This window comes from Microthrixaceae bacterium (assembly GCA_016702505.1).
Classification (GTDB): domain Bacteria; phylum Actinomycetota; class Acidimicrobiia; order Acidimicrobiales; family Iamiaceae; genus Aquihabitans.
This window is the reverse complement of the sequence record JADJDU010000001.1, coordinates 1-25,108: the sequence shown is the minus strand read 5'-3', so window position 1 is coordinate 25,108 and position 25,108 is coordinate 1. Positions and strand designations below refer to the sequence as shown.

Sequence of the window (25,108 nt, the reverse complement as noted above, 5' to 3'; positions counted from 1 at the left end):
CCGAGGCACGGGTCTGGTCAACGCCATGCGGGTGGCGGCCGTCGCCGCCACCGCTCTGGCCGCTCTACCGCTCGTCTACCTGGTCATCCGGGCCACCGACCGCGGCTGGGAAGGAGCACGGGCCACGCTCGTGAGGCCACGCACGGTCGAGCTGACCATCCGGTCCCTGGAACTGGCCGCCATCGTCACCGTCCTGACCCTGGCCATCGGGCTCAGCCTGGCCTGGCTCGTCACCCGCACCGACCTGCCGTTGCGCCGGGCAGTGCAGGTGGCCGCCGGGCTTCCGCTGGCCCTTCCATCGTTCGTGTCGGCTTGGAGCTGGATCGGTTTCCGACCCGGCCTGGCCGGACGTAGCGGAGCGGTGCTGGTCCTCACATCCATCTCCTACCCCTACGTCTACCTGCCGGCCATGGCGGCACTACGGCGCTGCGACCCAGCATTGGAAGACACCGCCCGCAGCCTCGGCCACGGTCGTTGGTCGGTGTTCCGTCGGGTCACCTTCCCTCAAGTTCGGCCAGCCGCGGTGGGTGGGGGCCTGTTGGTGGGCCTCTACGTGTTGAGCGACTTCGGTGCCGTGGCGACCATGCGGTATCAGGTGCTCACCCACGCCATCTACACCTCGTACCGGGCGTCCTTCGACCGCACACCCGCGGCGGTGCTCGGCTGCGTGCTGGCCGCCCTGACCCTGCTGATCGTGATGGCCGAGCACCGCACCCGCCGCCATCACCTGGTGGCCCGGGTCGGTGGCGGGGCCACCCGCAGCCAACCGGTCGTCCACCTCGGACCTTGGCGGTGGCCGTTGCTCGCAGTTCCGGCGACCGTGGTGGGAGTCAGTCTCGGCGTACCGGCGTGGGGAATGTTCCGCTGGTTCAGCCGAGGCTCGTCGCGCGCCGACCCAGCCGAGCTATGGACCGCAGTGGGCAACACCCTTCAAGTGAGTGCCCTGGCCGCGGTGGCGGTGGTCGCGCTGGTCACCCCGGTGGCGGTGCTCAGCGTCCGTCACCCTGGCCCCCTGGCTCGTACCGCCGAACGAGCCGCCTACGCCGGCCACGCCCTACCTGGCGTGGTCATTGGCCTGTCACTCGTGTTCTTCGGCATCCGGGTCGTCCCGTCGCTGTACCAACGTCTCCCGTTGCTGGTGGTGGCCTACGTGGTCCTGTTCATGTCGTTGGGTCTCGGAGCAATCCAGGCCGCAGTGGCTCAAGTTCCGCCATCACTCGAGGACGTTGCCCGCACACTCGGTCGCGGCCCGATGCGGGCATGGACCACAGTCACCCTGCGGCTGAGCGCTCCGGGGCTGGGCGCCGCCGCCACCTTGGTCTTCCTGACCGCCATGAAGGAACTGCCTGCGGCCTTGTTCTTGAGACCGACCGGATTCGACACGCTCTCGACTCGCCTGTGGAGTCACGTGAGCTCCCTGTCCTATGCCGCGGCCGCGCCCTATGCCGTGACGATCGTGGCGCTGGCCGCGGTGCCGACAGCACTCCTTTCCACCTTGGGTGATCGGCGGTCTCGGACATGACCCACCTTCGGGTGACAGGCATGAAACGGACCTTCCACGGGCGGCCACCGGTGGAGGCACTGGCTGGCGTGACGGTGGCCGTGGATGCCGGACGGCTCCTGGCCGTGCTGGGACCATCGGGCTGCGGAAAGACGACGCTGCTGCGCTGCATCGCCGGCATGGAGACCGCAGATGCTGGCTCGGTCCACCTCGGGAGTCGAGAACTGACCGGACCCGCAACGCACGTGGCTCCCGAACATCGGGCCATCGGCCTGGTACCCCAGGAGGGGGCCCTGTTCCCCCACCTCGACGTCGAGCGCAACATCGCCTTCGGGCTACATCGACTGGCCCGAACCCAACGCCGAGCCCGGGTCGAAGAGATGCTCGCACTGGTCGACCTGGTCGGGCTCGGTCGACGGCGACCCCACCAGCTCTCAGGCGGCCAACAGCAGAGGGTGGCCCTGGCCCGCGCCCTCGCCCCGACCCCCGAACTGGTCCTGCTCGACGAGCCGTTCAGCGCGCTCGACACTGCCCTACGAGCATCCATCCGCACCGAGGTGGCCCACACCCTCCGTACGGCGGGAACCACCAGCGTGCTCGTGACCCACGACCAGGTGGAGGCCATGACCATGGCCGACACGTTGGCGGTGATGCGGGCCGGGACGATCATCCAATGCGGGCCACCCCCAGAGCTGTACCGCCGGCCCGTGGATGCTTGGACCGCGACGTTCCTGGGCGATGCCGTGTTGCTCGCCGGACGCCGCCAAGGCAGCCACCAGGTGGAGTCGGTTCTCGGGCTGCTCACCCTGGCCGATGACTTCGACCACGCCTCCGACTCGGATCCCATCGTGTTCCTCCGCCCTGAACAGATCCGTCCTGTAGCCCACGGCGGGCAAAGCCCTGCGGTGGAAGCGACCGTGATCGATGCCACCTTCCTCGGACCCGACGCCACCGTCACGTTGGAAATCGACGGCGCCTTGGTGACGGCGCGTTGGCCGTCGGTTCTGTTCCCACGGACCGGGGACCGGACTGAGGTGGAGGTGGTCGGCCCGGTGCTGGGCTACTCGCCCGGACCGCCCGATGTTGGTGATGCCGGCGCGGGCTCGTCCAAGACGTGGGCCCCGACCGTAGAAGACATGGTCGACGATGCCACCGCAGACACGAACTCTTCGGGCGACATGTCCTCTACCTGAGCGATCAGCTCGAACCCGTAGGCGTCGGCGGCATTGGTGCCCGATGCCGACGCACCCTCCAGTTTCGAACCTCGGATGAGGTAGCGACCCTGGAAGTTGACGACCAGATAAGCGCCCACGTCGGGGTCACCCCCGGGAGTGAGGAACCAGAACCCTCGGTCGCCGACGGCGGCGGGGCCCAGACCGTCCACGGCCACCGGTGCTCCATCCTCGGTCCACCCTTCCTCTTCGATCAGCACCCGGTTCTCCAGTGGTGTCGGCCCGGCCAACACACGGCTCACCTGGAGGGTCACGAGTCGCGAGAGGATTCGACCGCTGCCCCCGCTGGTCTCGGGATCGCCGAACCAGCGCCCTTCGGTCGAGTCGACCACCTCGGCCTCGACGATCAACCCCGACGCCGACACCAGTTGGGGAAGCGTGCCGTAACGCGGGGCCGACGAGGTGATCACCACGGGGGCCGCGTTGGGATCGGGCGGGGTCGCCTCGCTGGTGTCTCCGCTGCCGGTTTGGTCCGGCCCTTGCGGTCGCACCGCCACCACCACCACTACCACCAAGGCGATCAGGGCAACGACCGCGGGAAGCACCGCCACCCACTTGAACCCGCCGGCATCGCCCGACGGTCCCGTTCGATCCGACGCTGGCGCATCGGGATCGCCAGGGTCGATTGCTGACCCATTGGAATGACCCGGTTCGACATCCGCCGCCGACCTCGGCCCTCCGACCGACCCGGTGTCCCCGCTCGGACCCGGGGTTGATGTCTCGTCGGAAGGCACAGACGGGTCGGCCGAGCCGGTCACGAGTCGCCGTCGCTGTCGGAGAGGGTGATGGTCACACCCAGCTGGCTGGCCACCTCGGTGGCCAGCACCACCTTGAGCGCGGCCACCGCCTCAGCAGCAGCGTCGAGCTCTGCGGCCGCGTCGGCAGAATCGAAGGTCTCGGCTACAGAATCGGGAAGGGCATCGACCGCGGTCTGGGCTGCCTCGGCCGCAGCCAACAGACGCCGGGCCGTGTCGGGGGATCGTTCGGCCACGATGGCCACCAGCCCCTCTCCCTCTTCGCCGATCACCGCCACCGCGCCAGCCAAGCGGGCCTTTCGCTTACCCATGCCGAAAGCACCGGGACCATCGGTGCGCGTCTTGGGCAAGTCGGTGTAGGAGTCGGCCGCGGCCATGTCTCGAAGGCCCTTCTCGTCTACCGCCTTGACAGCATGGGTCACGGCGTTGAGCAGTTGGGGAAGCGCATCTTCTGGAGCCGAACCCGTGGCGGCCAGCAGCTCCGAGCGAGCCGAACCGTTGGTCCAGGCGTCGCTGACAGCTCGGGCCGACGCTTCGGCCAGCGTCGCCACCGACGACAGGTACTCGCACCGACGGGCACCGGCGGCCGTTGCGAGCTGTTCGGACCCGTCGCCGAACAACGCGTGTTCGGCCGAGTACAGGCCTCGTACGTTGGCTCCCCGGTCGGCCATGGTGGCCGCGTCCACTGGGTCGTCCCCGGCCAACAACTTGTCTATGGACGCAACCCGCGGTGCAAAGGCCAGGTCGCTCATCAGCCGCTGGTCCATGGCCGGGCCGATGTCGTGGGCCACCGTGCTCTCATAGGCACGAACCGACGCCCGCCATCCGTCGCGGGCCTCCTCGAGGCGTTCTGTACCCGGTTCGGCACACAACTGTCCGATCTCGAAGGTCCATGCCGTGAGCGACCCGACCAGGGCGTCATAGCCCGGCGCCACCACGTCGTCGACCACCCCGGCCAAAGCGGTTGCGGCCGCCGAACCTGTCGTGACCTTGGAAGTACTCGACGGTCGACCCTCGTCGCCGGAATCGTCGTTGGAGCAGGCCGGGACAGCCAGGGTCAGACCCGTCGTCACCAGCGCGGCGAGGGCAAGTCTGACGATGCGGGTGTGGTTCAAAGAGACTCCAGGAAGGCCAGCAGGGCCTTGCGATCAGCGGCGGACAGCTCGGCGAAGCGATCACGGGCCGCTTCGGCTTCTCCACCGTGCCACATCACGGCCTCGGTGAGGTTCCGGGCTCGACCGTCGTGGAGGTAGCGGCTGTGGTCGTTCACCGTCTCGAACAGCCCGATCCCCCACAACGGAGGGGTGCGCCATTCGGTGCCGCTGGCATCGCGATCTTGGCGGTGGTCAGCGAGGGCCGGGCCCATGTCGTGGAGCAGCAGGTCGGTGTAGGGGCGGATGGCCTGTTCGGAAAGCGCATCCACTGTGTCGGGGCCGGTGCGCTGCGCCGGCGTGTGACACGAAGCGCAGCCGACTCCGACGAACAACTCCTCACCCCTGTCGGTGTCCGGCTCGCGCACCCGACGACGAGCCGGAACGGCCAAGGTCCGGGTGTAGAAGGTGACGGTGGCCATCTTTTCGTCGTCCACCTCGGGCTCGCCACCGTTGGGTTGGGCGCTGCACTCGGTCTGGGCCGCGGTGCAGGGTTGGTCGGGGTTGAGCGTGGAGGTGATTCCCATGTCTCCGTTGAAGGCCCCCGATCCTTGCGCTTCCACCGTGGGGACCGCGGCCTTCCAGCCGAAGCGGCCGAGCACCCGCTCCCCATCGGCATCGGTGACCCAGTGAGCCCGACCCGAGATGCCGTCACCGTCGCTGTCGTCGGGGTCTTCGGCCGCGGCGATGTCCTCCGTGGGAATCCCTTCGAGCAACCCCGTGCCGAACACGCCTGGGGCCACCCGCGGTGACAACAGCACGTCTTCGATCACCTGGCCCGAAGGGTCGACCAGTTCGTAGGTGGGGACGGCCAACGAGAACGCCGTTCCGTCGTCGAAGGTCCCGGGCTTCTCGGCGGTGGTCACCCGGACTTGGCCTTCGGGGTCGACGCCCCGCACGGCTCGGTCCTGGAATTGGTCACCCAGCTCGGGATGCGGCACCACCTCGTCGCCGTCCATCACGCTCAGGCGAACCAACAACCCTCGTACCGGGTCGTCGAGTGCCGTGGGAGGCTGGCCCCGGCCGTCCCGGAAGTGGCACGAAGAGCAGGACGCGGCGTTGAAGATGGGGCCCAGCCCGTCTCTCCCCGTGGTGGAGGCCGGAGCGGTCACCCAGTTCTGGTTGAACAAGCTGTTGCCCACCGCGAACGTGCGGCGTTGCTCGCTGGTGAGACCGGGCACGGGTTGCTCGAAGGCTCCGGCCCCGTCGTTGAAGACCGTCGCCGCCCCGCCAGACCGCTCGAGCTGCTCGCTGGTGAGCACCCGGGTGGTCGGGACGGGGACGGCGACATCGTCTGAACCCTGGCTGCACCCACCGGCCGCGCCCAGCACGGCCACCAGTGCCGCGCCAGCGACAACCCGGCGAAACGGGTGGGTATGCCGGCTGGACCTCGGTGCGCCCAACGGGTTCTCCTTCCAGGACGAAGTAGGAGGGCCAGATCTCGATGCTGATCTCCAGGCCCAGCGACGAGGCCAAGCTGGCTATTGCGGTGCCCTGAGCCTGGAGGTCTTCCACCAGGTCGAGCAATTCGACCCGACCGGGGGCGGAGTCGTCACCGACGATCACCTGGTCGAAAGGCCCGGGCAGGGCTTCGGCGGCAGCCACGTTGTTGTCGAGCTGCTTGCGCAGGTCGGCGTCTGCTTCGGGGGCCAGTCGAGCGACGATCTCCGACAGCGATGTGCCATCCACCCCCTCGTAATCGGCGGTGTAGGCGAGACGCACGCCTCGGGCATTGCCCAAGATGTCGTTGAGTGTGTTGTCGGAGAAGCACGAGTGCTCGTCCTCCTGCTCCTTGGTCTCATAGGGAACGGCCATGCGCTCGCCAGCCAGTTCACCCGCCGACAGCGCCCCCATGCCGCGCAGGATGTTCTGCACTGCGGTGGTGGGATCGGCCAGGAACTCGGTGCGGTAGGCACCCGACTCGGGGTTCCACTGATCTCGCACGCCGGTGAGGTCGGCGACGAGCAGGTCGGCCAGCAGGTTCAGGTAGGTGGCCCGACGGGCGGCGTTCGGGGCAGTGGTGTAGTCGGTGAACGGGCGGGCTCCGGGACCGTCTGTGGCGGTGTCTTGACCCCACAGCAGGAACTCGATGGCGTGCCAGCCGGTGGAGATGTTGGTCTCACCGTCCTTCTCGTTGGCGGCCACCAACACCTCGGTGGTGAGGGTGGGAACACCGGCCACATCGTTCACGATGCCGCTGTCTGGGGTGTCGGCGGTGTAGTCGATGTAGGACTCGTCGAGGGGCCAGGCGTTGATCTGCCCTTCGGGCCCGTCGTCGGGGTTGTCGATGGGCCCGTCGTAGAAGCGGAACACTTCGGTGGGCCCGTACACCTCACGAGCGGTCACCCAGGTCTGACGGGCGGCGTTGAGGGTGGCTTCGCTCGGGGTGGTGGTGAAGGCCCGGATGGATGTCTGCAACTCGGTGGCCGCCTCAACGGTGTCGGAGTAGGCCGCGAACACGACATCGGCATAGGTGGTGGCCGCGGCGGTGGCATCGGCCGCGGTGAGCTCCAGCGATGCCGCAACCGTGGTGGTGGACTCGGCACTGGGCTTGGTTGTCGTGGTGGCCTTGGATGCGTCGTCGTCTCCGCTCGAGCATGCTCCTGCCGTGACCGACAGGGCCAGCCCCGCCGCCATCAGCCGTCCGAAACGCTTGGCCCTCATCCCCGACCGTCCTGTCTTAGTGCTTTCCATAGAAAGTAAAGCTAGCCTTATTCCATGACGGGAGACCACCCGGGCTCGGTTGAACCAGCAGTGACCTCCGCCCACGACCTCCTGGGCGCCGATCTGCCCCGTGCTAGGTCCCGGCCGGTTCGGCACGGGTGCTTATACCGTGCAGCTACGCCGGTGTCGGGTGCCTCCCTGGTTGTGGTGAGGGTTGCGCTCGGCGTGGTGGCGGTGATCAGTTCGCTGCGAACCATCACCTACGGCTGGGCCGACACCCTCTACAGCAAGCCTCACCATCGCTTCACCTACCTGGGCCTGGACTGGGTTCCCCAACCAGGACCGCTGGGAATCCGCATCCTCCTCGGTGGAGTAGCCGTCGCTGGAGTCGGTCTGGTCATCGGTCGAGCACACCGCTGGTTCGCCGCTCTCCTGTTGGTGTGCTTCGGGTGGGTCGAGGCCATAGATGCCACCACCTACCTCAACCACTACTGGTTCGTGACGCTGATGGCCGCGCTGGCCGTGGTCTCACCGATGGACGGTCGCCCTCGGGTGGCAGCCGGATGGGTTTGGCTGATCCGCTTCCAGGTCGGCGTGGTCTACTCCTTCGCCGGTCTGGCCAAGCTCCAACCCGACTGGCTGATCCACGCCCTGCCCCTCAAACTGTGGCTGCCGGCCCGAGCCGACCTGCCCATCGTCGGACCTCTGCTGGCCATGCCCCAGACCGCTCACGTCGCCGCCGTGGCCGGAGCCGCCTACGATTGCCTGGTGGTTGGCGGGCTTCTGTGGCGCCGCACCCGACCGTTCGCCTGGGCCGCGGTGGTTGCTTTCCATGTGTCCACCTGGATCTTGTTCCCCATCGGCGTATTCCCGTGGCTGATGATCGCGGTGTCGACCATCTTCTGGGAGCCGGACTGGCCGATCCGGGCCCGAACCTGGATGACGACCCGCGGCTGGTGGCCTAGACCGACGCGCAGACGAGGGGACCGAAGCAGCGAGTGCGGTGAAGCACTAAGTACGACCCCCACGACCACCTCCGACACCCCCGCGCCTCAACCATCCCTGCTCGCGATGGGCCTGGCTGCGTTGTGGGTGATCATGCAACTGGCCCTTCCCCTGCGCCACCTGGCCTACCCCGGCGACCACCGTTGGACCGGTGAGGGATTCCGGTTCGGGTGGAACGTGCTCCTGGTGGAGCGGAGCGGGTCGGTCACCTTCCTCGCCCACGAGCCCGCCACCGGACGGACCTGGACCGTCGACGCCGAAGAGCTCTACACCCCCAACCAGATCCGGGTGATGAGCGGCGAACCCGACCTGATCCAACAGGCCGCCCGTACCATCCGCGACCGTGAAGCCGATCGCGGTCATCGGGTCGAGGTGACCGTCGATGCCTGGTTGTCGTTCAACGGCGAGCCACCCCAGCGCTGGATCGATCCCACCACCGACCTAGCCTCAGCCCCCCGGGATCCATGGCCCAAGCCATGGATCCTCTCTCGGGGCTGACCGCTGATCTTCCCTCGGGGCTGACCTCACCGGCGCCACTCGACCCTCTGGCCTACCCTCCCGAGGACAGGACCGCGGATGTGCGTCGCAGTCGGGCTCGGGCCGAGGGGACGGTCCGCACCAGGAAGGGGAAGCATGGACCTGTCTGAAGCCGAAGGAGGGCTAACCACCTCCACCCGAGATCCTCAGGATCTGGCCCGCCGGCTCGAAGGGTGGCTGGCTGGTGTGCTGCCGGCCGACTCCCGACCGGCAGTGTCCGAGGTGACCAGCCCGGCAAGCAACGGGATGTCGTCGGAGACCCTCCTGATCACGCTACGAACCCACGAACACGGCAACGAACAGACAACCTCCTGTGTCGCCCGCATCGAACCGGAACTGGACAAGGTGCCGGTGTTCCCCCGCTACGACCTGGCCCAGCAGTTCGAGACGATGCGGCTGGTCGCCGAACACAGCACCGCACCAGTACCACCCACCTTGTGGTTCGAGGAGGATCCACAGGTACTGGGAGCCGCGTTCTTGGTGATGGGCCGGATGAACGGTGCCGCACCTCCCGACATCCTCCCCTACACCTTCGGTGAGTGCTGGGTCACCGAAGGATCCGCCGCGGACCTCACCAAGCTCGAGCACTCGGCGGTGTCTGCCCTGGCCGCAATCCACGCCATCAGACCCGAAGACCACGACCTGTCATTCCTGGAGCCAGTTCCGGTAACACGACCCATCGCCGGGGCCACGGCTCTGGAACGTCACCTCGACTGGTGGGACCAGTACCGGGCCTGGGGAACGGCCAGCGCGGCATCGCCGCTGCTCGACGCCTGCTTCGAGTGGCTCCGTTCCACCCGTCCCGACACCAACGATGCCGCTCTGTCGTGGGGTGATTCACGCATCGGCAACATGTTGTTCGAGGACTTCGAGGTCACTGCGGTACTCGACTGGGAGATGGCCGGTGTCGCCCCGCCCGAGGTCGACCTCGGATGGCTGACCTACATGCACCGGTTCTTCCAAGACCTAGCCGAAGACATGGGAATGGCAGGTCTCCCGGCGATGCTCACCACCACCGCCGTACTCGACGAATACCGGGCCATTGCCGGACACGAACCTGGTGACCTGCGCTGGTATCAGGCCTATGCCGCCATGCGCCACGGCGTCATCATGCGCCGCGTCACTGAACGGGCGGTGTTGTTTGGTCAGGCGGTCAGACCCGAGGACCCAGACGACATGATCCTGCACCGAGCAACTCTGAAGGCCATGCTCGACGGCAGCTACTGGAACCGCCTGCCCTGAACTATCGACGCCGCGCGACTGCAGCGCCGGTCTCAAGCGCTAGTGGCTTCATGGGGCGATGCCCCGGACCCCAACGTCGATCGGACCAGGTTCACCGTCAACCACATGGCTACAGCGGCGATGACAACAAGCACGACGTAGGGAAAGGTGTCCGACACCGGGTTCCACCGGCTCACCGCCGACAGATTACGGGCGAAAGACGCCGTGGGCTCGGCCCACCAGTTGTCGAGCGCAGCACGGGAACCTTCGGCCTGCGCGATCAGCGCTACAAGAATCAACAGGAGGGGGGTCCACCGACGGGCCAATCGGGCCAGCCCAGCGCTCACCACCACCGCGAACGGCACGAAGGCAACGAAGGCGTATCTGCCTTGCAGGAACGTCACGAATCCCGACATCTGGTACAGGTCCCACGAGCGGTAGAGGATGAAACCAAGGAGCAGCGGCAACGGCGCCAAGAACACCGCCAGCCTCGATGTCGCCAGCCCGTCATCGGAGCCGAGCCGTCGTGGCACCAGTGCAGCTACGAGACCCAACGCGCTCAGAATGGTCAGCGCCGTCACCAATGCCGGCCGCATGGGCGCGGAGAACATCGTGCCAAACGAGCCGAAGAACCGGGACGGGAGGTACCGTATCGCCAGGTCGACGATCTCCCACGGGTGAGGGGAAAACCCGTCGGGCCTCCCGATGGTGGCGTACTGATCGCTGTCCGTGGATGGAACCGGGTTGCCGTGGACGAGCCAGTTCCTGATCCACCATGGTGACCCCGCCGCCAGGGCGACACCCAAAGACATCGACGCACCACGTATCGCCTGTCGCCACGAACAGTTGCTCCAGCCCCGATACAGGTACACCAGTCCTACCCACGGAATCAGGAACACCGCACTGGAGGTGGTCCAGAGCGCGCCTGCCACCAACGCTCCCGCCCTGACCGCCGTTGAGGTCCGTTCATCTCCCCGCATGACTCCGGCTAGAACCACCGCGAGAACGGCACCGATCCCGACCAGAAGTGGGGTGTAGCTGACCGCGGCACTGACGTGGAGCAGCTGAGGGACGCCAAGCGTCATTGCCGATGCGCCACGAGCGGCAACACCGGATGCCCCGAGCCGTCGGGCCGCCTCGAACGCCCAGATCGGCACGGGCGCGACGATGGCCACACCAACGAGGCGGAGCATCAGCACCTCTCGATCGAGGGCGAACTCCCCTCCAGCCAACGCCCGGGCTGCCCTGAGACCGACGGCCGCTACCACGTAGTACAAGGGTGGGTGTTGCGGCATCTGGTTCGGGACCGGACTCACCTTGCCCGTGTCCGAATCAGGCCAGAGCAGTGGATCGTTTCCCCCGCTGTCGGTGAGCGTGGCGCGTGCCCCACGTTCCGGGGCGAACTCCGGCAGGAGCGGAAATACCCCCTTCATCAGTCCGGCACCCTGGGATATGACCCGGCCGTCGTAGTCCGGGTACCTGCCCGAACTTGCGACCGCTGCGACCAGGTCGAAATGGGCTGGTTCGTCGGGTGGACGTCCGATCGGCGTGATGATGCTCCACCACACCCCCAGGACCACGAACAACGCGGTAATAGCCAGTACCGACCTGGGAATCACCCGAAGATGAGACCGCGCCCATCGGCCGAGACCACGGAGCCAGGCCGCGGGGTCGCTCCTGTGCAGAGTCTCGATCACCTCGGGAGGCTACGTCCGTCGACCCTACGAGCCAACCACGCCACCGCTGCTAAGGACCCGAGCGGACTGAAAGCCGGGACCTTCGACCGTGGGCACAGGCCGGCCAGGAGTCATACGCTCCCGGCCATGCGCTTCGATCTCCCCGTCGACAAGATCCCTACCGCCTGGTTCAACGCCTTGGCCCACCTTCCCGAGCCGATGCAGCCGCCGCTGCACCCCGGCACCCGGGAACCGGTCGGACCCGACGACCTGGCCCCTCTGTTCCCGATGGCACTCATCGAGCAGGAGATGACACCGGCCCCCTGGGTTGACATCCCCGGCGACGTGATCGACATCCTCAAGCTGTGGCGCCCGACGCCGCTGGTTCGGGCCGAGCGCCTGGAACAAGAACTGGGCACCCCGGCTCGGATCTACTACAAGGACGAGTCGGTCAGCCCCGCCGGCTCCCACAAGCCCAACACCGCGGTGCCTCAGGCCTACTACAACAAGGCTGAAGGCATCACCCGCATCACCACCGAGACCGGCGCCGGCCAGTGGGGTACGTCGCTGGCCTTCGCCACCGCCCAGTACGGCATCGAGTGCAAGGTGTACATGGTCCGCACCTCCTTCGATTCCAAGCCGTATCGACGGATGCTCATGGAAACCTGGGGAGCCGAGTGCGTGCCTTCGCCGGTTGCCGACCCATCGAACCCCGGTTCGCTGGGCATGGCCATCAGCGACGCTGTGGCTGATGCCGGCGGCCGGGCCGACACCCACTACGCCCTCGGTTCGGTGCTGAACCACGTCCTGTTGCATCAGACCGTGATCGGCCTCGAAGCCAAAGAACAGCTCGCACTGGCCGGAGAGTCGCTCCCAGACGTGGTGTTGGCGTCGTGCGGCGGTGGTTCCAACCTGGGCGGTATCACCTTCCCGTTCATGAACGACGACGGTGTCCGCCTGGTGGCGGTGGAACCCACTTCGTGCCCCACCCTCACCCAGGGTCGCTTCGACTACGACTTCGGCGACACCGCGGGGCTCACCCCACTCCTACCCATGTACACCTTGGGTGCCGAGTTCATGCCTCCGACCATCCACGCCGGCGGCCTCCGCTACCACGGCGACAGCCCGATCGTGTCGGCGCTGGTCAAGGCCGGGCGCATGGAGGCGGTGGCCTGCCCCCAGTCCAAGGTGTTCGAAGCCGCCACCCTGTTCGCTCGCACCGAAGGCAAGCTCCCCGCCCCCGAGACGGCCCACGCCATTCGAGCCGCCATCGATGAGGCCCTCGCCGCCAAGGAGTCCGGCCAGGAGAAGGTGATCCTGTTCAACTACTCAGGTCACGGCTTCTTGGACCTCGCCGCATACGACGCCTACAACCACGGCAACCTCATCGACGAGTAACACCCGCGCTGGTGCCCCCGGGTGAGGTCACTCACCGGGGGGAACCAGTTGACGGAGGAGATCGACGATGGTGCCGGCCAAGTCGGGGGTCTTGGGTATTGGGAACACCACCTGGGCCGCGTCCTCCTTGTAGACCGCCCCCTTGAACAGCCGTCCCAAGCGGATGGTCTGACTGGTGCGCAACCTCAAGGGAGACACCCGCGCCGTCCAAGCCGGTCCCCCGAACGCCGGACCCTTGGTGACGTTGATCTCGCGCACGCCGAGGCGGTGAGCCTCGGCCCGTAGCCGGGCTACGTCGAGCAAGCGGACCGCCTCCTCGGGGACCGGGCCGTAGCGGTCTTCCCACTCGGTGCGGATGTCATCGACCTCAGCATCGGTGGTGACCTCGGCCAGCCGCCTGTAGGCCTCGAGGCGCAACTCTTCCTTGGGGACGTATTCGGCTGACAAGTTGGCGTCCACCGGCAGGTCGAGCTTGACCTCGGCTGGCTCCCGAACCGGTTCGCCCTTCAGCTCTGCTACAGCCTCGGTGACCATCTGTACGTAGAGGTCGTAGCCCACCGCCGCGATGTGACCGCTCTGGCCGGTGCCGAGCAGGGTTCCGGCACCCCGGATCTCTAGATCACGCATGGCGATGCGGAAACCTGATCCCAGTTCGGTGGCTTCACCGATGGTCTTGAGCCGCTCGTAGGCGTCCTCGCTCAGCTCCCGATCCCGGGGGTGGAACAGATAGGCATAGGCCCGCTGACCCGACCGACCCACCCGGCCCCTCAGCTGGTGGAGCTGGCCCAGCCCCAGCCGGTCGGCCCGGTCCACCACCAAGGTGTTCACCGTTGGCATGTCTATGCCCGACTCGATGATGGTGGTGCACACCAAGACGTCGAACTCACCCTCCCAGAAGTCGAGCACGACCTTCTCCAGAGTGCCTTCGTCCATCTGCCCGTGGGCGACCGCCACCCGAGCCTCGGGTACCAGCTCACGGATGCCGCGAGCGCAGTCCTCGATGTCACGCACCCGGTTGTGCACGAAGAACACCTGACCTTCACGCAACAACTCCCGGCGGATCGCCTCGGCCACCGCCCGCTCGTCGTAGTCCCCCACATAGGTCAAGATGGGCTGACGCTCGGCAGGCGGGGTGTTGAGCAGGGTCAGATCCCGGATCCCGGTGAGACTCAGCTCCAACGTCCGAGGAATGGGAGTGGCCGACAGCGTCAACACGTCAACCGTGTTGGAGATCTGCTTGATCTGCTCCTTGTGACCCACGCCGAAGCGTTGTTCCTCGTCCACCACCAGCAGTCCCAGTTCCTTGAACTGCACGTCCTGGGACAAGAGGCGGTGGGTGCCGATGACCACGTCGACATCACCCAGGCGTACCCCTTCGGCCACCTGGCGAGCCTGAGCTGGGGTCAGGAACCGGCTCATTACCTCGACCCGCACCGGGAACGATGCGAAGCGGTCGCTGAAGGTCTGGAAGTGCTGGGTGGCCAGCAACGTGGTGGGCACCAGCACCGCCACCTGCTTGCCGTCCTGCACGGCCTTGAACGCGGCCCGCACCGCCACCTCGGTCTTGCCGAACCCGACGTCGCCGCACACCAGGCGGTCCATGGGGCGGGCCTCTTCCATGTCGGCCTTGACCTCCTCGATGGCCTTGAGCTGATCGGGGGTCTCGCGGTAGGGGAAGGCATCCTCGAGTTCGCGCTGCCACGGGGTGTCGACGGGGAAGGCGTGACCCGGGGTGTGGAGGCGGGTCTGGTAGAGCACGACCAGCTCCTGGGCCACGGCCTGGACCTCGGCCTTCACCCTGGCCTTGGTCTTGGTCCAGTCGCCGCCACCGAGCCGGCTCAGAGATGGGCTGTCTCCACCGGTGTAGTGCCGAACCGCGTCGATCTGATCGCTGGGGACGTAGAGCTTGTCGTCACCTCGGTACTCCAACAGCAGGTAGTCACGCTCCACTCCGCCGATGGCCCGCTTCACCATGCCCTGGTATCGACCCACGCCGTGCTGGTGGTGCACCACGTAGTCACCGGGCTTGAGCCCGTCGAAGAAGCCCGCGGTGTCGCGCTTGCGGGGCCGCGGCGCCCGGTGAGCACGGCGCCTTCCGGTCACGTCGGGCTCGGCCAAGATCGCCAACTTCACCCCGGTGAGGATGCAGCCCCGCTCCAGGGCGCCGACCTCCACCGGGAGTTCCAGGCCGTGCTCCCTCAAGAGCGCGGCCAGACGGTGCCCCGACGCTTCGGTGTCGGCCGCCACCACGATCCGATAGCCGTCGTCGAGAAGTTGCCGAAGCTGGAAGGTGAGCGCTTCACCCCCACCCACCACGGGGTTCCAGCCGGTCGCCGCCACCGTGGCCACATCGGGTCCGTCGGGGACCGTCGTCATCGTCCACACCGGCAACGAGCTGGACTTGAACAGCTCCTCGAATCCGACGTGCAACGCCGGGAACTCCCGACCTTCGCCGACCTCCCAAGTCCGGGCGAGGGTGGAGGCCAGATCCGCCTCTTCGGCCAACAGATCCGCAGCCCGATCCCGAAGGCGACGAGGCTCCGACAAGATCACCTGGGCATCGCCGGGAAGGATGTCGACCACGGTGCGCTCGTTGGTGGTCAGCCACGGCAACCAGGACTCCATGCCATCGAAGATCTGCCCTTCGGCCAGGCGCTCCCACTGCTCGCGCCCCCACGGTTCGGCAGCCACCAAGGCGTCGGCCCGGGTCCGCACCTCTTCGGTGGGGAGCAACTCGCGGCAGGGGAAGGCCTCGACCAAGGCCAAATCCGCCACCGACCGCTGGTCACTGACCGAGAAGGTGGTGAGGCGATCGATCTCGTCACCCCACAGATCGATGCGCACCGGCGCGTCGGCGGTGGGAGGAAAGAGGTCGACGATCGACCCTCGCACCGCGAACTCCCCTCGATGCTCCACCTGAGATTCACGTCGATAGCCGCTGGACCCCAACCAGGTCACGAGCTCGACTTGGTCCCGCACCTCCCCTCGCCGGATCACCAGCGGGGCCACGTCTTCCACGTGAGGACCGAGCCTCTGCACCAGGGCGCGGACCGGAGCCACCACTACCAGCGGCATCCGATCGGCCGGCGCATGGCGCAACCGCCAGATGGTGCGCAGCCGGCGACCCATGGTCTCGATGCCCGGGCTCACCCGCTCGAACGGCAGCGTCTCCCATGCTGGGAAGAGCTCTACCGCTTCCTCGCCCAGGAAGGTGGTCAGGTCGTGGGCCAGCCGCTCGGCCTCGGCGGTGGTGGGAACGGCAACCAGGATCGGCCGACGAGACCCCACCTGGGTGAGAGCCGCCAACGTGACCGGCCGGGCCGCCTCGGGCACGGCCATGACCGCGGCCGACCGCCCCAACACCTGGAGCATCGCCGGCTCGTCACGCAGCAGGGCAGGAAGTTCAGAAATAGACAAGACGGGTCCTGGTGGAACAGTGCGGCGCAGGCGCGGGAACACCCCGGCGACATCGGAGCCGGGGGTGGGACGGCAACGCTACCGCTCCGCGTCCAGGAAACCCCGGTCCAGACCCTGGTCTCGGACACTGCCCCTCGACCACTGCGGACGGCTCATGCCCGCTGGTTGTAGCGGGTCATGGCCGCCTCTGGACCTTCGGCCAAGATGAGCTCTACTGCGTCGGCGGCTTCGGCTATGGCCACATCGAGCTCAGCCCGCTCGGCCTTCCCCGGACGTTTGAGCACATGGTCGACCCCCTGCTGGCGTCCAGGAGGCTTTCCGATCCCGATCCGGACCCGCACAAAGTCGTCGGTGTGGAGGTGGGCCTTGATCGACTTGAGGCCGTTGTTCCCGGCCAGCCCGCCACCCACCTTCACCTTGAGCTTGCCGGCGGGAAGATCCATCTCGTCGTGCACAACCACGAGGCGGTGGGGGTCATCTACCCCATGGCGATGGAGCAGGGCAGCTACCGCCACGCCCGAATCGTTGTAGAAGGTCTGGGGGAAAGCCAACGCCACCCGGTGAGGTCCCATACGGACCTCACCGGACAGCGACCGTTCCTTGCCTGCCTTCAGCCGCCCGCCGTGACGGTCGGCCAGCAGAGCGACCACATCGGCGCCAACGTTGTGACGAGTACCGGCGTACTCCAAGCCCGGGTTTCCGAGCCCGACCACCACCAGATCGGCAGGGGTGCCTCGCCGTTCGGAGGCACCGCCTCTGCGGAAGGCCAACGAGACCGCCGAGGCGGGACCGACCGGACGACGGGGCCTCAGCCCTCGCCGCCCTCGCCTTCGGTGTCGCCCTCGCCTTCGGTGTCGCCCTCACCTTCGGCGGCACCAGCACCGTGGGAGGTGACCACGACCGGCTCCTCACCGTCGGCATCGGTGCTGACACCGGCGGGCAGCGCCACGTCGGCCACGGTGATCTGGTCGCCGAGGGCCAAACCCGAGATGTCGATGCTGATCTCGTTGGGGATGTCGGCAGGCTTGGCGGTCACCGAGAGGGTGAACAGCACCTGGTCCACCAGGCCATCGGCCATCTCCACCTCGCGAGCCTCACCCTCGAGGACCACGGGAACCTCGACGGTGATCGCGGCATCCCGGCTCACCCGCAGGAAGTCGACGTGGAGGACATTGCCGCGGATCGGGTGACGCTGAAGTTCCTTGACCATGCACAGGGCCACGTCACCATCGATGTCGAGGTCGATCAGCACGTTGAGGCCGGCATCGGTGATCAGGGTCTCGCGGAAGGGACGCCACTCCACGGTCACGGCCACCGGATCGGCGCCCAGCCCGTAGACAACGCCGGGGACCTTGCCATCTACCCGAAGACGCTTGGACGGGCCAGTGCCCAGTTCGCGGCCAGTGGAAGCCTTGAGGGTGATCTCAGCCATCGGTACTCCTACTTCAGAGATCGCGCCGGAGCGCATGTCGATTGTGAACGGCCGACCAGCCTACGAGCCGAGACCGTCATGGTCCCAGCCCGGCACACCAAACCCAACCCTGGCCTGGCCGGAGCGGGCTGGCTACTTCTGGTTCTCGCCGCCGAATATCTCGCTCACCGACTCGTCCTCGAACACCGCTTCGATGGCGTCGGCCACCAGCGGGGCGATGGACAGGACCTCGAACTTGTCGATGTGGCGGTCCGATGGCAAGGGAAGCGTGTTGGTGATGACCACCTTCTCCAGCACCGAGTTCTTGAGCCGTTCGATGGCCGGGTCGGACAGGACTCCGTGGGTGGCCATGGCCCACACCTCGGTCGCCCCCTCGTCTTTGAGGAGCTGGGCGGCGGCCACGATCGTGCCCGCGGTGTCGATCATGTCGTCCAACAAGATGCACAACTTGCCGGCGACGTTGCCGATGACATTCGAGGCTTCGACCACGTTGGCCACGCCCTTGGGCCGGATCTTGTTGACGAAGGCCAGGTCGGCACCGAGGTGGTTGGCCAGACGCTTGGCCGCCTTCACCCCACCCGCGTCGGGAGAAACGATCACCACGTTGGCCGGATCTCCAGCCGTCTTGCAGTAGTCGATGAGGATCGGCAATGCGGTCAGGTGATCCACGGGCTGGTCGAAGAACCCCTGAATCTGGCCGGTGTGGAGATCGACCGAGACCACACGGTCTGCTCCCGCCACGGTGAGCATGTCTGCAACCAGCTTGGCGGTGATCGGCTCACGGCCTTCGGCCTTGCGGTCCTGACGGGAGTAGCCGTAGTAGGGGCACACAGCCGTGATCCGCTTGGCCGAAGCCCGCTTGGCCGCGTCGATCATGATGAGCTGCTGCATGAGAGCGTCGTTCACCGGCATCCCGCCATGGGTCTGCACGATGAACACGTCGGCCCCGCGGATCGACTCGCCGTATCGGCAGTGCATCTCGCCATTGGCGAACTGGCGAAGGTTGGTCTCACCCAACTCCACGCCGAGTTGCTGTGCGATCTCCAAGGCCAGCGCCGGATGGGCATCGCCCGTGTAGAGAAGCAGCTTCTTCTTGGTGACCAGCTCCATGAGGGCCTTTCGGGGTCGCGGTGGCGGCCCCTGAACGGCGGCTCAGGCGTCTTCGGGACCACCCGCAGCATAGAACGACCCGGTGATCGTGCCATCGGGCACCGACGCCCCCGGGGCCAGGTGAGCGAAGGGACCGACCTTGGCATCGGCACCGATCTCAGCGTCTCGACCGTTGGACTGCTCGACCACTGCCCCCGCACCCACCACACAGTCGACCAAGCGGGTGTTCGGACCGATCTCGGCTCCCGCCCCCACGCTGGTAGACCCCTGGAGGATGGTTCCGGGGAACAGGGTGACGTCGGCACCCAAGCGAACGGTGGAATCCAAGTAGGTGCTGGCCGGGTCCACCATGGTGACTCCCTCGGCTAGCCACCGTTCGTTGGTTCGACGCCGCAGCTCAGCCTCGGCCGCTGCCAGCTGAAGGCGATCGTTGATGCCTTCAGCCTCCTGGGAGTCTCCGACCGTGACCGCCCCAACCTTGTAGCCGGCAGAACGGAGGACCGACACGACATCGGTCAGGTAGTACTCGCCCTGGGCGTTGTCCGGGCTCAGACGACGCAGGGCCGGGGCCAGCAGCGAACGGCGGAAGCAGTACACCGAGGTGTTGATCTCGTCGATCTCCACCTCCTCTGGGGATGCATCGACTCGCTCGACAATGCGCTCTACCTGCCCGTCCTTGCCTCGAACCACCCGGCCGTAGCTGCCAGGCTCGGGAACACGGGCCGTGAGCACCGTGCAGCCCGCCTCGGTACGCCGATGTTCCTCTACCAGTGCAGCGATGGTGGCCGGCCGTAGCAGCGGCATGTCTCCGGGCAGCACCAACACGTGCTCGTCATCGGCGTCGGGCCCGTCCTCATCGGGCAGACCGGTGAGACCGACGCTGGCGGCATCGCCGGTGCCGTTCTGTTGGTGTTGTTCCACGAAGGCGAGCTGAAGATCGGGCTCTTCTGCCTGGAGCTTCTTGGTGACCCGCTCCGCGCCGTGGCCCACGACCACCACGACTCGCTCCACCTCACTAGTGGCCAGCGCGTCCAACACATACAGGAGCATGGCCCGACCGGCCAACAGGTGCAGCGGCTTGGGCCGCGACGATCTCATGCGCGTGCCCTGACCTGCGGCCAGCACGATCGCCGAAAGGCTGCGATACGTCATGGGCAACGGTCTAGCGCGTGCGGCCAGGCAACGATGCGGCGCCCATTGAACTTCACCCGAGAAGCCCACGGTCGTCGAGCATCTTGGTGAGGTCGTCGACCAGGGTCATCCCGAAACGGCGGGTCAGGTGAGCGCCATCCCATCGGACCACGGTCCCATCCACGATCGGGTCACAGATGGGCAGGGCCGGGCAGACCACCCGGTCCAGGTCGACCGACCACATCCGTTCCTCGGTCGCATCGAGGGCCCGCAAGTCTTCCTTCAGCCAGTAGATCTGCTCGGGGGTCTTGAACCGGCACTCCTCCTGGTAGGTGGCGGTACCCAGGCAGCTCAGAGGGTTGAACCCGCCACCAGTTCGGGGCAACGGTTCGATCGCGACCAAAGCCGCACCGGACGCGAGCACCCGTTCCACACCCGACGCCAGCGCATCACGCTTCTCCTGATGAGCCTCGGACCCGGTGAAGACGGTGTCGTTCTCGGTCCCCGCCGAGCGAACGTCGATCGCCACCACCACGTCGGGGTGCAGACCGCCCAAGATCTCCTCGTAGAAGACACGATCCCCGAGGCGACAGGCTTCGACCTTGTCCGGACTGCTGGGCGTGTGCATCAGGTCTGGTTCCCAGGGGCACCCGTTGAGCGCGGCAACGGTGAGGGTGAGGTTCTGTTGGCGGGCCATCTCGACCATGGCGCCTTGGAGCATGACGGCGTTGCTGTCTCCCACCAGCACCACGTGGGGGCCGGTGCCCTCGACCACGGTGCACACCTCCGCCTTCTCCGCGGAACAGCCAACCGGGATCGAGTAGCGCTCGTCGTAGATGGCGAGCTGATCGAAATCAGCCGGCACCCGAGCCAGAACCAGATCCCCAACCCCAGACGCCACCTCTGTGCCCTCACCCGAACCACCCGACCCCGGCCACCAACCCGGCACCCGATCCACCAACACCAACCCACCCAACAAGCTGACCGACAACCCCGCCGCCACCACCACCCGCGGTACCCGATCCAACGTCACCGACTCCCGCAACGGCAACTCCAACAACAACGCACTCCCCGCCGCCAACCCCGTCGACACCACCACCGACAACACCGCCACCTGCCACGCACCGAAATCACCCAACCGGCCCACGATCACAATCACCGGCCAATGCCACAAATACGTCCCATAAGAAATCCGACCCAACTCCACCACCGGCCGCCACGAAAACACCGACCGCACCACCCCCGACCCCGCTCCAACCCCACCACCAAAACCACCGTCAACACCGCTGCCACAACCCCACGACCCACCGGACGAACCGACACCACATCTGTGGCCAACACCACCAACCCCACCAACGCCACCAACGCCACCGGACCCGCCAACCAATCCACACGCCGCCACCGCACCACCACCGCCGGCGTCAACGCCAACAACGCCCCCGCCAACAACTGATAGATCCGAGTATCAGTCCCGTAATAGGCCCGATCCGGCGCCACCACACTCAAATGCCACGCCCACCCAAACGACACCAACCCCAACACCAACACCAAACCCCGCAACACATTGCGCCCCCAAACCCCGAAACGCCCCGCCACCCACGTCAACCCCGCTAACACCAACGGCCACACCACATAGAACTGCTCTTCCACCGCCAACGACCAGAAATGCAACACCGGACTCTCAGCCTGACCACCAGCGAAGTAGTCCGTCGCCTCCCGAACGAAATACCAGTTCGCGCTGTACAAGAACGCCGCCCGAAACCCACCCGCCGCCTGCGCCACGGCGGGAGTTCAACCGGTCATCGCGACAGCGTGATGGTAGTGGTGGGCGGCGGTGGTCCAGCCGAGTGAGCGTCGGGGGATGGTGTTGATGCGGTGGGCGATTCGGTCGAGGTCGGCTTGGGTGTAGATCGAGAGGTCGGTGCCTTTGGGGAGCCAGCGTCGGATAAGGCCGTTGGTGTTCTCGTTGGTTGGGCGTTGCCATGGTTTGTGGGGGTCGCAGAAGTAGATGTCGATTCCGGTGGCTTGGGCGATGGCGGGGTGGTTGGCCATCTCGCTGCTGCGATCCCAGGTGAGGTCAGTCTCAGCTCGGGTGGGATCGTTTCGAGGTGGCGGTGAGGGCGTGTTGGGTGCTCAAGGCGGTGTAGGCACAGTTGGGTGTGTCGTGGCGGGGGGGCCATGGGTACCGGGTTTTGCGGTCGTCGAGGGTGATGATGGCGGACTGGTTGCGGGCGCCGATGATCTGATCGCCTTCGAGGTGACCGACCTCTGCCCGTGCCTCGGCGGCGGGTGGGCGGTTGTGAATGATGTTGAACTGGCCGAGAACGCTGGATCGTTGCTGGCTATGGCGCTGACCGGTGTGTCGGCGTCGTGGACGACGGCGGTGCAACATCTTGTGACCTTGGTGGGCAGGCCGTGACGTTTCGGGGCGTAGACGCCCTGGTAGATCGTTTCGTGGGAGATGTTGGCGGTAGCCGTGGAGGCCTTGGGCCAACTCGATCGAGATCGTCATCGGCGAATCTCCGGCCACGAGACGTTTGGTCACCTGCCACGCCAGTTCGGGTTCAGCGACCAGCATCGGTGCTTTTGGTCGCAATCGTGCCCTTGTCAGCTCGGACCTGCGCTTTGGTCGCGGTGTACGGCTCGGCCACCGTTGCAGGCGATCTCGCGTCCGATCGTGCTGCGATGACGTCCCAGCCCGCGGGCGATACAGGCGTCGGAGTCACCGTTCGATCCCAGCGCGGATTTGCTCACGATCAGACGCGGTGAGTGGGTTAGCTGGCATGCTGGGTCTCTCCATCGGTTCAGGGTGCTGTGTAGACAGCGGCCATCATGGCCGCCATCACGCTCTGACCGGTGGAGACCCATCACCTCACGGTGTTGCCGTCACCCCTTGAACCCGCCCACCTCCGCCGGACCCGCCACCCAACCAAACACCACCAACGTCGACACCAACACCACAAACGACGCCGGCAACAACCGCCGAAACCGCCGCGCGTAGAACCGCCCAAACCGCACCCCACCCAACCCATCCAAGTCCCGCAACAACACCTGCGTCACCAAATACCCCGACAACACAAAGAACACATCCACACCAATAAACCCACCCGCCGCCCGCCCTACCCCGGCATGGAACAACACCACCAGATACACCGCCAACGACCGCACCCCATCCAAAAACGGCCGATAACCCGCCATCCGCGCCGAAACGGCGCCCGCGGCCGGGGTGGCCTGCTCGTCAGGACCCACCCGTGCGCTCATCTCGACCGCCATCACCCCACCGGCCCGGGCTTCGGCCGAGTCTGAACTTGCCAACTCATCCACCGAGCAGACCCCTGTCGGCGAGCATGCGGGTCAGGTCGTCGACCAGGGTCATGCCGAAGCGGCGGGTCAGGTGGGCGCCGTCCCAGCGGACCACGGTCCCATCCACGATCGGGTCACAGATCGGCAGCGCCGGGCACACCGCCCGGTCCAGGTCCACCGACCACATCTGTTCGGAGGCTTGGTCCAACGCTCTCAGATCTCCATCCACCCAGTAATCCTGCCCGGGGGCTTCGAAGCGGCACTCCTCTTGGTAGGTGGCGGTACCCAGACAGTTGAGCGGGTTCGGTCCACCGGAGCGGGGAAGGGTCTCGATCACCACCAATGCCGCGCCCGACTCAAGGATCTGCTGGCGCCGCTGGCGATCGCCTCCCGCTGGTGCACCTGGTCTGGCGCACCGGTGAACGCCGAATGCTCGATCGACTCGACATTCTGGACGTTGAAGGCAATGACCACGTCCGGCTTCACCTTCCCGAGGATCTCTCCGTAGAACAGCGCATCCACCTTGGCGCAGAGCTCAGTGGTCTCGACCCTACCTGGTTGCAGGAGACCTGGTTCCCAGGGGCAGCCGTTGAATGCGGCAAGGGTGAGGGTGAGGTTCTGTTGGCGGGCCATTTCGACCATGGCGCCTTGGAGCATGACGGCGTTGCTGTCTCCCACCAGCACTACGTGGGGGCCGGTGCCTTCGACCACGGTGCACACCGCTGGCGTCTTGTGACTGCACTCGGTGGGGACGTAGTAGCGCTCGTCGTAGATGGCGAGCTGATCGAAATCAGCAGGGACCCGAGCCAGAACCAGATCCCCAACCCCAGACGCCACCTCTGTGCCCTCACCCGAACCACCCGACCCCCGGCCACCAACCCGGCACCCGATCCACCAACACCAACCCACCCAACAAGCTGACCGACAACCCCGCCGCCACCACCACCCGCGGTACCCGATCCAACGTCACCGACTCCCGCAACGGCAACTCCAACAACAACGCACTCCCCGCCGCCAACCCCGTCGACACCACCACCGACAACACCGCTACCTGCCACGCACCGAAATCACCCAACCGGCCCACGATCACAATCACCGGCCAATGCCACAAATACGTCCCATAAGAAATCCGACCCAACTCCACCACCGGCCGCCACGAAAACACCGACCGCACCACCCCCGGACCCCGCTCCAACCCCACCACCAAAACCACCGTCAACACCGCTGCCACAACCCCACGACCCACCGGACGAACCGACACCACATCTGTGGCCAACACCACCAACCCCACCAACGCCACCAACGCCACCGGACCCGCCAACCAATCCACACGCCGCCACCGCACCACCACCGCCGGCGTCAACGCCAACAACGCCCCCGCCAACAACTGATAGATCCGAGTATCAGTCCGTAATAGGCCCGATCCGGCGCCACCACACTCAAATGCCACGCCCACCCAAACGACACCAACCCCAACACCAACACCAAACCCCGCAACATTTGCGCCCCAAACCCCGAAACGCCCCGCCACCCACGTCAACCCCGCTAACACCAACGGCCCACACCACATAGAAC

The 25,108-nt window shown here is 66.6% G+C and carries 21 protein-coding genes; 5 read left to right on the top strand and 16 right to left on the bottom strand.

The window, feature by feature from the left end:
* The first annotated feature begins 25 nt into the window (after positions 1-25).
* Positions 26-1,522: an iron ABC transporter permease gene (locus IPG97_00105; GenBank protein ID MBK6854999.1), complete on the top strand. Its 1,497-nt coding sequence runs from the start codon at positions 26-28 to the stop codon at positions 1,520-1,522.
* Entirely contained in the window at positions 1,519-2,694 is a 1,176-nt protein-coding gene (locus IPG97_00100; protein ID MBK6854998.1) for an ABC transporter ATP-binding protein, read from the top strand. The genes IPG97_00105 and IPG97_00100 overlap by 4 nt, the downstream gene beginning before the upstream one ends.
* 793 nt (positions 2,695-3,487) lie before the next feature.
* Here IPG97_00100 and IPG97_00095 read toward each other — a convergent pair.
* Positions 3,488-4,603, bottom strand: coding sequence for a hypothetical protein (locus IPG97_00095; protein MBK6854997.1), 1,116 nt, complete (start codon positions 4,601-4,603; stop codon positions 3,488-3,490).
* The gene (locus IPG97_00090; protein MBK6854996.1) at positions 4,600-6,042 is read right to left on the bottom strand and encodes a c-type cytochrome; all 1,443 of its coding nucleotides are present in this window, start codon (positions 6,040-6,042) and stop codon (positions 4,600-4,602) included. Before IPG97_00090 ends, IPG97_00095 begins: the two co-directional genes overlap by 4 nt.
* A gap of 1,444 nt (positions 6,043-7,486) precedes the next feature.
* Between IPG97_00090 and IPG97_00085 the strand changes: the two genes are divergently transcribed.
* Positions 7,487-8,806 (top strand): HTTM domain-containing protein, encoded by a 1,320-nt coding sequence (locus IPG97_00085; protein MBK6854995.1) that lies wholly within the window; start codon positions 7,487-7,489, stop codon positions 8,804-8,806.
* A gap of 135 nt (positions 8,807-8,941) precedes the next feature.
* Positions 8,942-10,087, top strand: coding sequence for a phosphotransferase family protein (locus IPG97_00080; protein MBK6854994.1), 1,146 nt, complete (start codon positions 8,942-8,944; stop codon positions 10,085-10,087).
* 32 nt (positions 10,088-10,119) lie between these two features.
* On the opposite strand, the gene IPG97_00075 is transcribed toward IPG97_00080, so the two are convergent.
* Complete coding sequence (locus tag IPG97_00075) at positions 10,120-11,763, bottom strand: hypothetical protein (GenBank protein ID MBK6854993.1); 1,644 nt, start codon at positions 11,761-11,763, stop codon at positions 10,120-10,122.
* 126 nt (positions 11,764-11,889) lie between these two features.
* Between IPG97_00075 and IPG97_00070 the strand changes: the two genes are divergently transcribed.
* Positions 11,890-13,140: a TrpB-like pyridoxal phosphate-dependent enzyme gene (locus tag IPG97_00070; protein ID MBK6854992.1), complete on the top strand. Its 1,251-nt coding sequence runs from the start codon at positions 11,890-11,892 to the stop codon at positions 13,138-13,140.
* 27 nt (positions 13,141-13,167) lie between these two features.
* On the opposite strand, the gene mfd is transcribed toward IPG97_00070, so the two are convergent.
* The 13 genes from mfd to IPG97_00005 all read right to left on the bottom strand — a co-directional run bounded on the left by mfd (position 13,168) and on the right by IPG97_00005 (position 25,088).
* Positions 13,168-16,512 (bottom strand): transcription-repair coupling factor, encoded by a 3,345-nt coding sequence (mfd, locus tag IPG97_00065; GenBank protein ID MBK6854991.1) that lies wholly within the window; start codon positions 16,510-16,512, stop codon positions 13,168-13,170.
* A gap of 197 nt (positions 16,513-16,709) precedes the next feature.
* Positions 16,710-17,273 carry an aminoacyl-tRNA hydrolase gene (locus IPG97_00060; GenBank protein MBK6854990.1) on the bottom strand — a complete coding sequence of 188 codons (564 nt, stop codon included), beginning with the start codon at positions 17,271-17,273 and terminating at the stop codon, positions 16,710-16,712.
* Positions 17,274-17,365: 92 nt separating this feature from the next.
* The gene (locus IPG97_00055) at positions 17,366-17,989 is read right to left on the bottom strand and encodes a 50S ribosomal protein L25 (GenBank protein MBK6854989.1); all 624 of its coding nucleotides are present in this window, start codon (positions 17,987-17,989) and stop codon (positions 17,366-17,368) included.
* Between the two features lie 132 nt (positions 17,990-18,121).
* Positions 18,122-19,099: a ribose-phosphate diphosphokinase gene (locus IPG97_00050; protein MBK6854988.1), complete on the bottom strand. Its 978-nt coding sequence runs from the start codon at positions 19,097-19,099 to the stop codon at positions 18,122-18,124.
* A 42-nt stretch (positions 19,100-19,141) separates the two neighbouring features.
* A complete protein-coding gene (locus IPG97_00045; GenBank protein ID MBK6854987.1) occupies positions 19,142-20,251 on the bottom strand; it encodes an NTP transferase domain-containing protein in 1,110 nt (369 codons plus the stop codon).
* 52 nt (positions 20,252-20,303) lie between these two features.
* Positions 20,304-21,389, bottom strand: a complete 1,086-nt coding sequence (locus tag IPG97_00040) for a hypothetical protein (protein MBK6854986.1) — start codon at positions 21,387-21,389, stop codon at positions 20,304-20,306.
* Positions 21,386-22,012, bottom strand: a complete 627-nt coding sequence (locus IPG97_00035; GenBank protein ID MBK6854985.1) for an acyltransferase — start codon at positions 22,010-22,012, stop codon at positions 21,386-21,388. The genes IPG97_00040 and IPG97_00035 overlap by 4 nt, the downstream gene beginning before the upstream one ends.
* Positions 22,013-22,021: 9 nt before the next feature.
* Positions 22,022-22,282: an IS30 family transposase gene (locus tag IPG97_00030; GenBank protein MBK6854984.1), complete on the bottom strand. Its 261-nt coding sequence runs from the start codon at positions 22,280-22,282 to the stop codon at positions 22,022-22,024.
* Between the two features lie 31 nt (positions 22,283-22,313).
* Positions 22,314-22,808 carry a hypothetical protein gene (locus tag IPG97_00025; protein ID MBK6854983.1) on the bottom strand — a complete coding sequence of 165 codons (495 nt, stop codon included), beginning with the start codon at positions 22,806-22,808 and terminating at the stop codon, positions 22,314-22,316.
* 308 nt (positions 22,809-23,116) lie between these two features.
* On the bottom strand, positions 23,117-23,428 hold the full coding sequence (locus IPG97_00020; protein ID MBK6854982.1) for an acyltransferase: 312 nt from the start codon (positions 23,426-23,428) through the stop codon (positions 23,117-23,119).
* 118 nt (positions 23,429-23,546) lie between these two features.
* Entirely contained in the window at positions 23,547-23,870 is a 324-nt protein-coding gene (locus IPG97_00015; protein ID MBK6854981.1) for a hypothetical protein, read from the bottom strand.
* The gene (locus tag IPG97_00010) at positions 23,867-24,370 is read right to left on the bottom strand and encodes a hypothetical protein (protein ID MBK6854980.1); all 504 of its coding nucleotides are present in this window, start codon (positions 24,368-24,370) and stop codon (positions 23,867-23,869) included. The genes IPG97_00015 and IPG97_00010 overlap by 4 nt, the downstream gene beginning before the upstream one ends.
* Before the next feature lie 10 nt (positions 24,371-24,380).
* Positions 24,381-25,088 carry an acyltransferase gene (locus IPG97_00005; GenBank protein ID MBK6854979.1) on the bottom strand — a complete coding sequence of 236 codons (708 nt, stop codon included), beginning with the start codon at positions 25,086-25,088 and terminating at the stop codon, positions 24,381-24,383.
* Between the last annotated feature and the right edge of the window lie 20 nt (positions 25,089-25,108).

Bases quoted from the DNA above. Each gene is read 5' to 3' on its own strand.
- IPG97_00105 (MBK6854999.1), top strand. From the start codon at position 26: ATGCGGGTGGCGGCCGTCGCCGCCACCGCTCTGGCCGCTCTACCGCTC.
- IPG97_00100 (MBK6854998.1), top strand. From the start codon at position 1,519: ATGACCCACCTTCGGGTGACAGGCATGAAACGGACCTTCCACGGGCGG.
- IPG97_00080 (MBK6854994.1), top strand. From the start codon at position 8,942: ATGGACCTGTCTGAAGCCGAAGGAGGGCTAACCACCTCCACCCGAGAT.
- IPG97_00070 (MBK6854992.1), top strand. From the start codon at position 11,890: ATGCGCTTCGATCTCCCCGTCGACAAGATCCCTACCGCCTGGTTCAAC.
- mfd (MBK6854991.1), bottom strand. From the start codon at position 16,512: ATGCTCCAGGTGTTGGGGCGGTCGGCCGCGGTCATGGCCGTGCCCGAG.
- IPG97_00055 (MBK6854989.1), bottom strand. From the start codon at position 17,989: ATGGCTGAGATCACCCTCAAGGCTTCCACTGGCCGCGAACTGGGCACT.
- IPG97_00050 (MBK6854988.1), bottom strand. From the start codon at position 19,099: ATGGAGCTGGTCACCAAGAAGAAGCTGCTTCTCTACACGGGCGATGCC.
- IPG97_00045 (MBK6854987.1), bottom strand. From the start codon at position 20,251: ATGACGTATCGCAGCCTTTCGGCGATCGTGCTGGCCGCAGGTCAGGGC.
- IPG97_00030 (MBK6854984.1), bottom strand. From the start codon at position 22,282: ATGGCCAACCACCCCGCCATCGCCCAAGCCACCGGAATCGACATCTAC.
- IPG97_00025 (MBK6854983.1), bottom strand. From the start codon at position 22,808: ATGCTGGTCGCTGAACCCGAACTGGCGTGGCAGGTGACCAAACGTCTC.
- IPG97_00020 (MBK6854982.1), bottom strand. From the start codon at position 23,428: ATGGCGGGTTATCGGCCGTTTTTGGATGGGGTGCGGTCGTTGGCGGTG.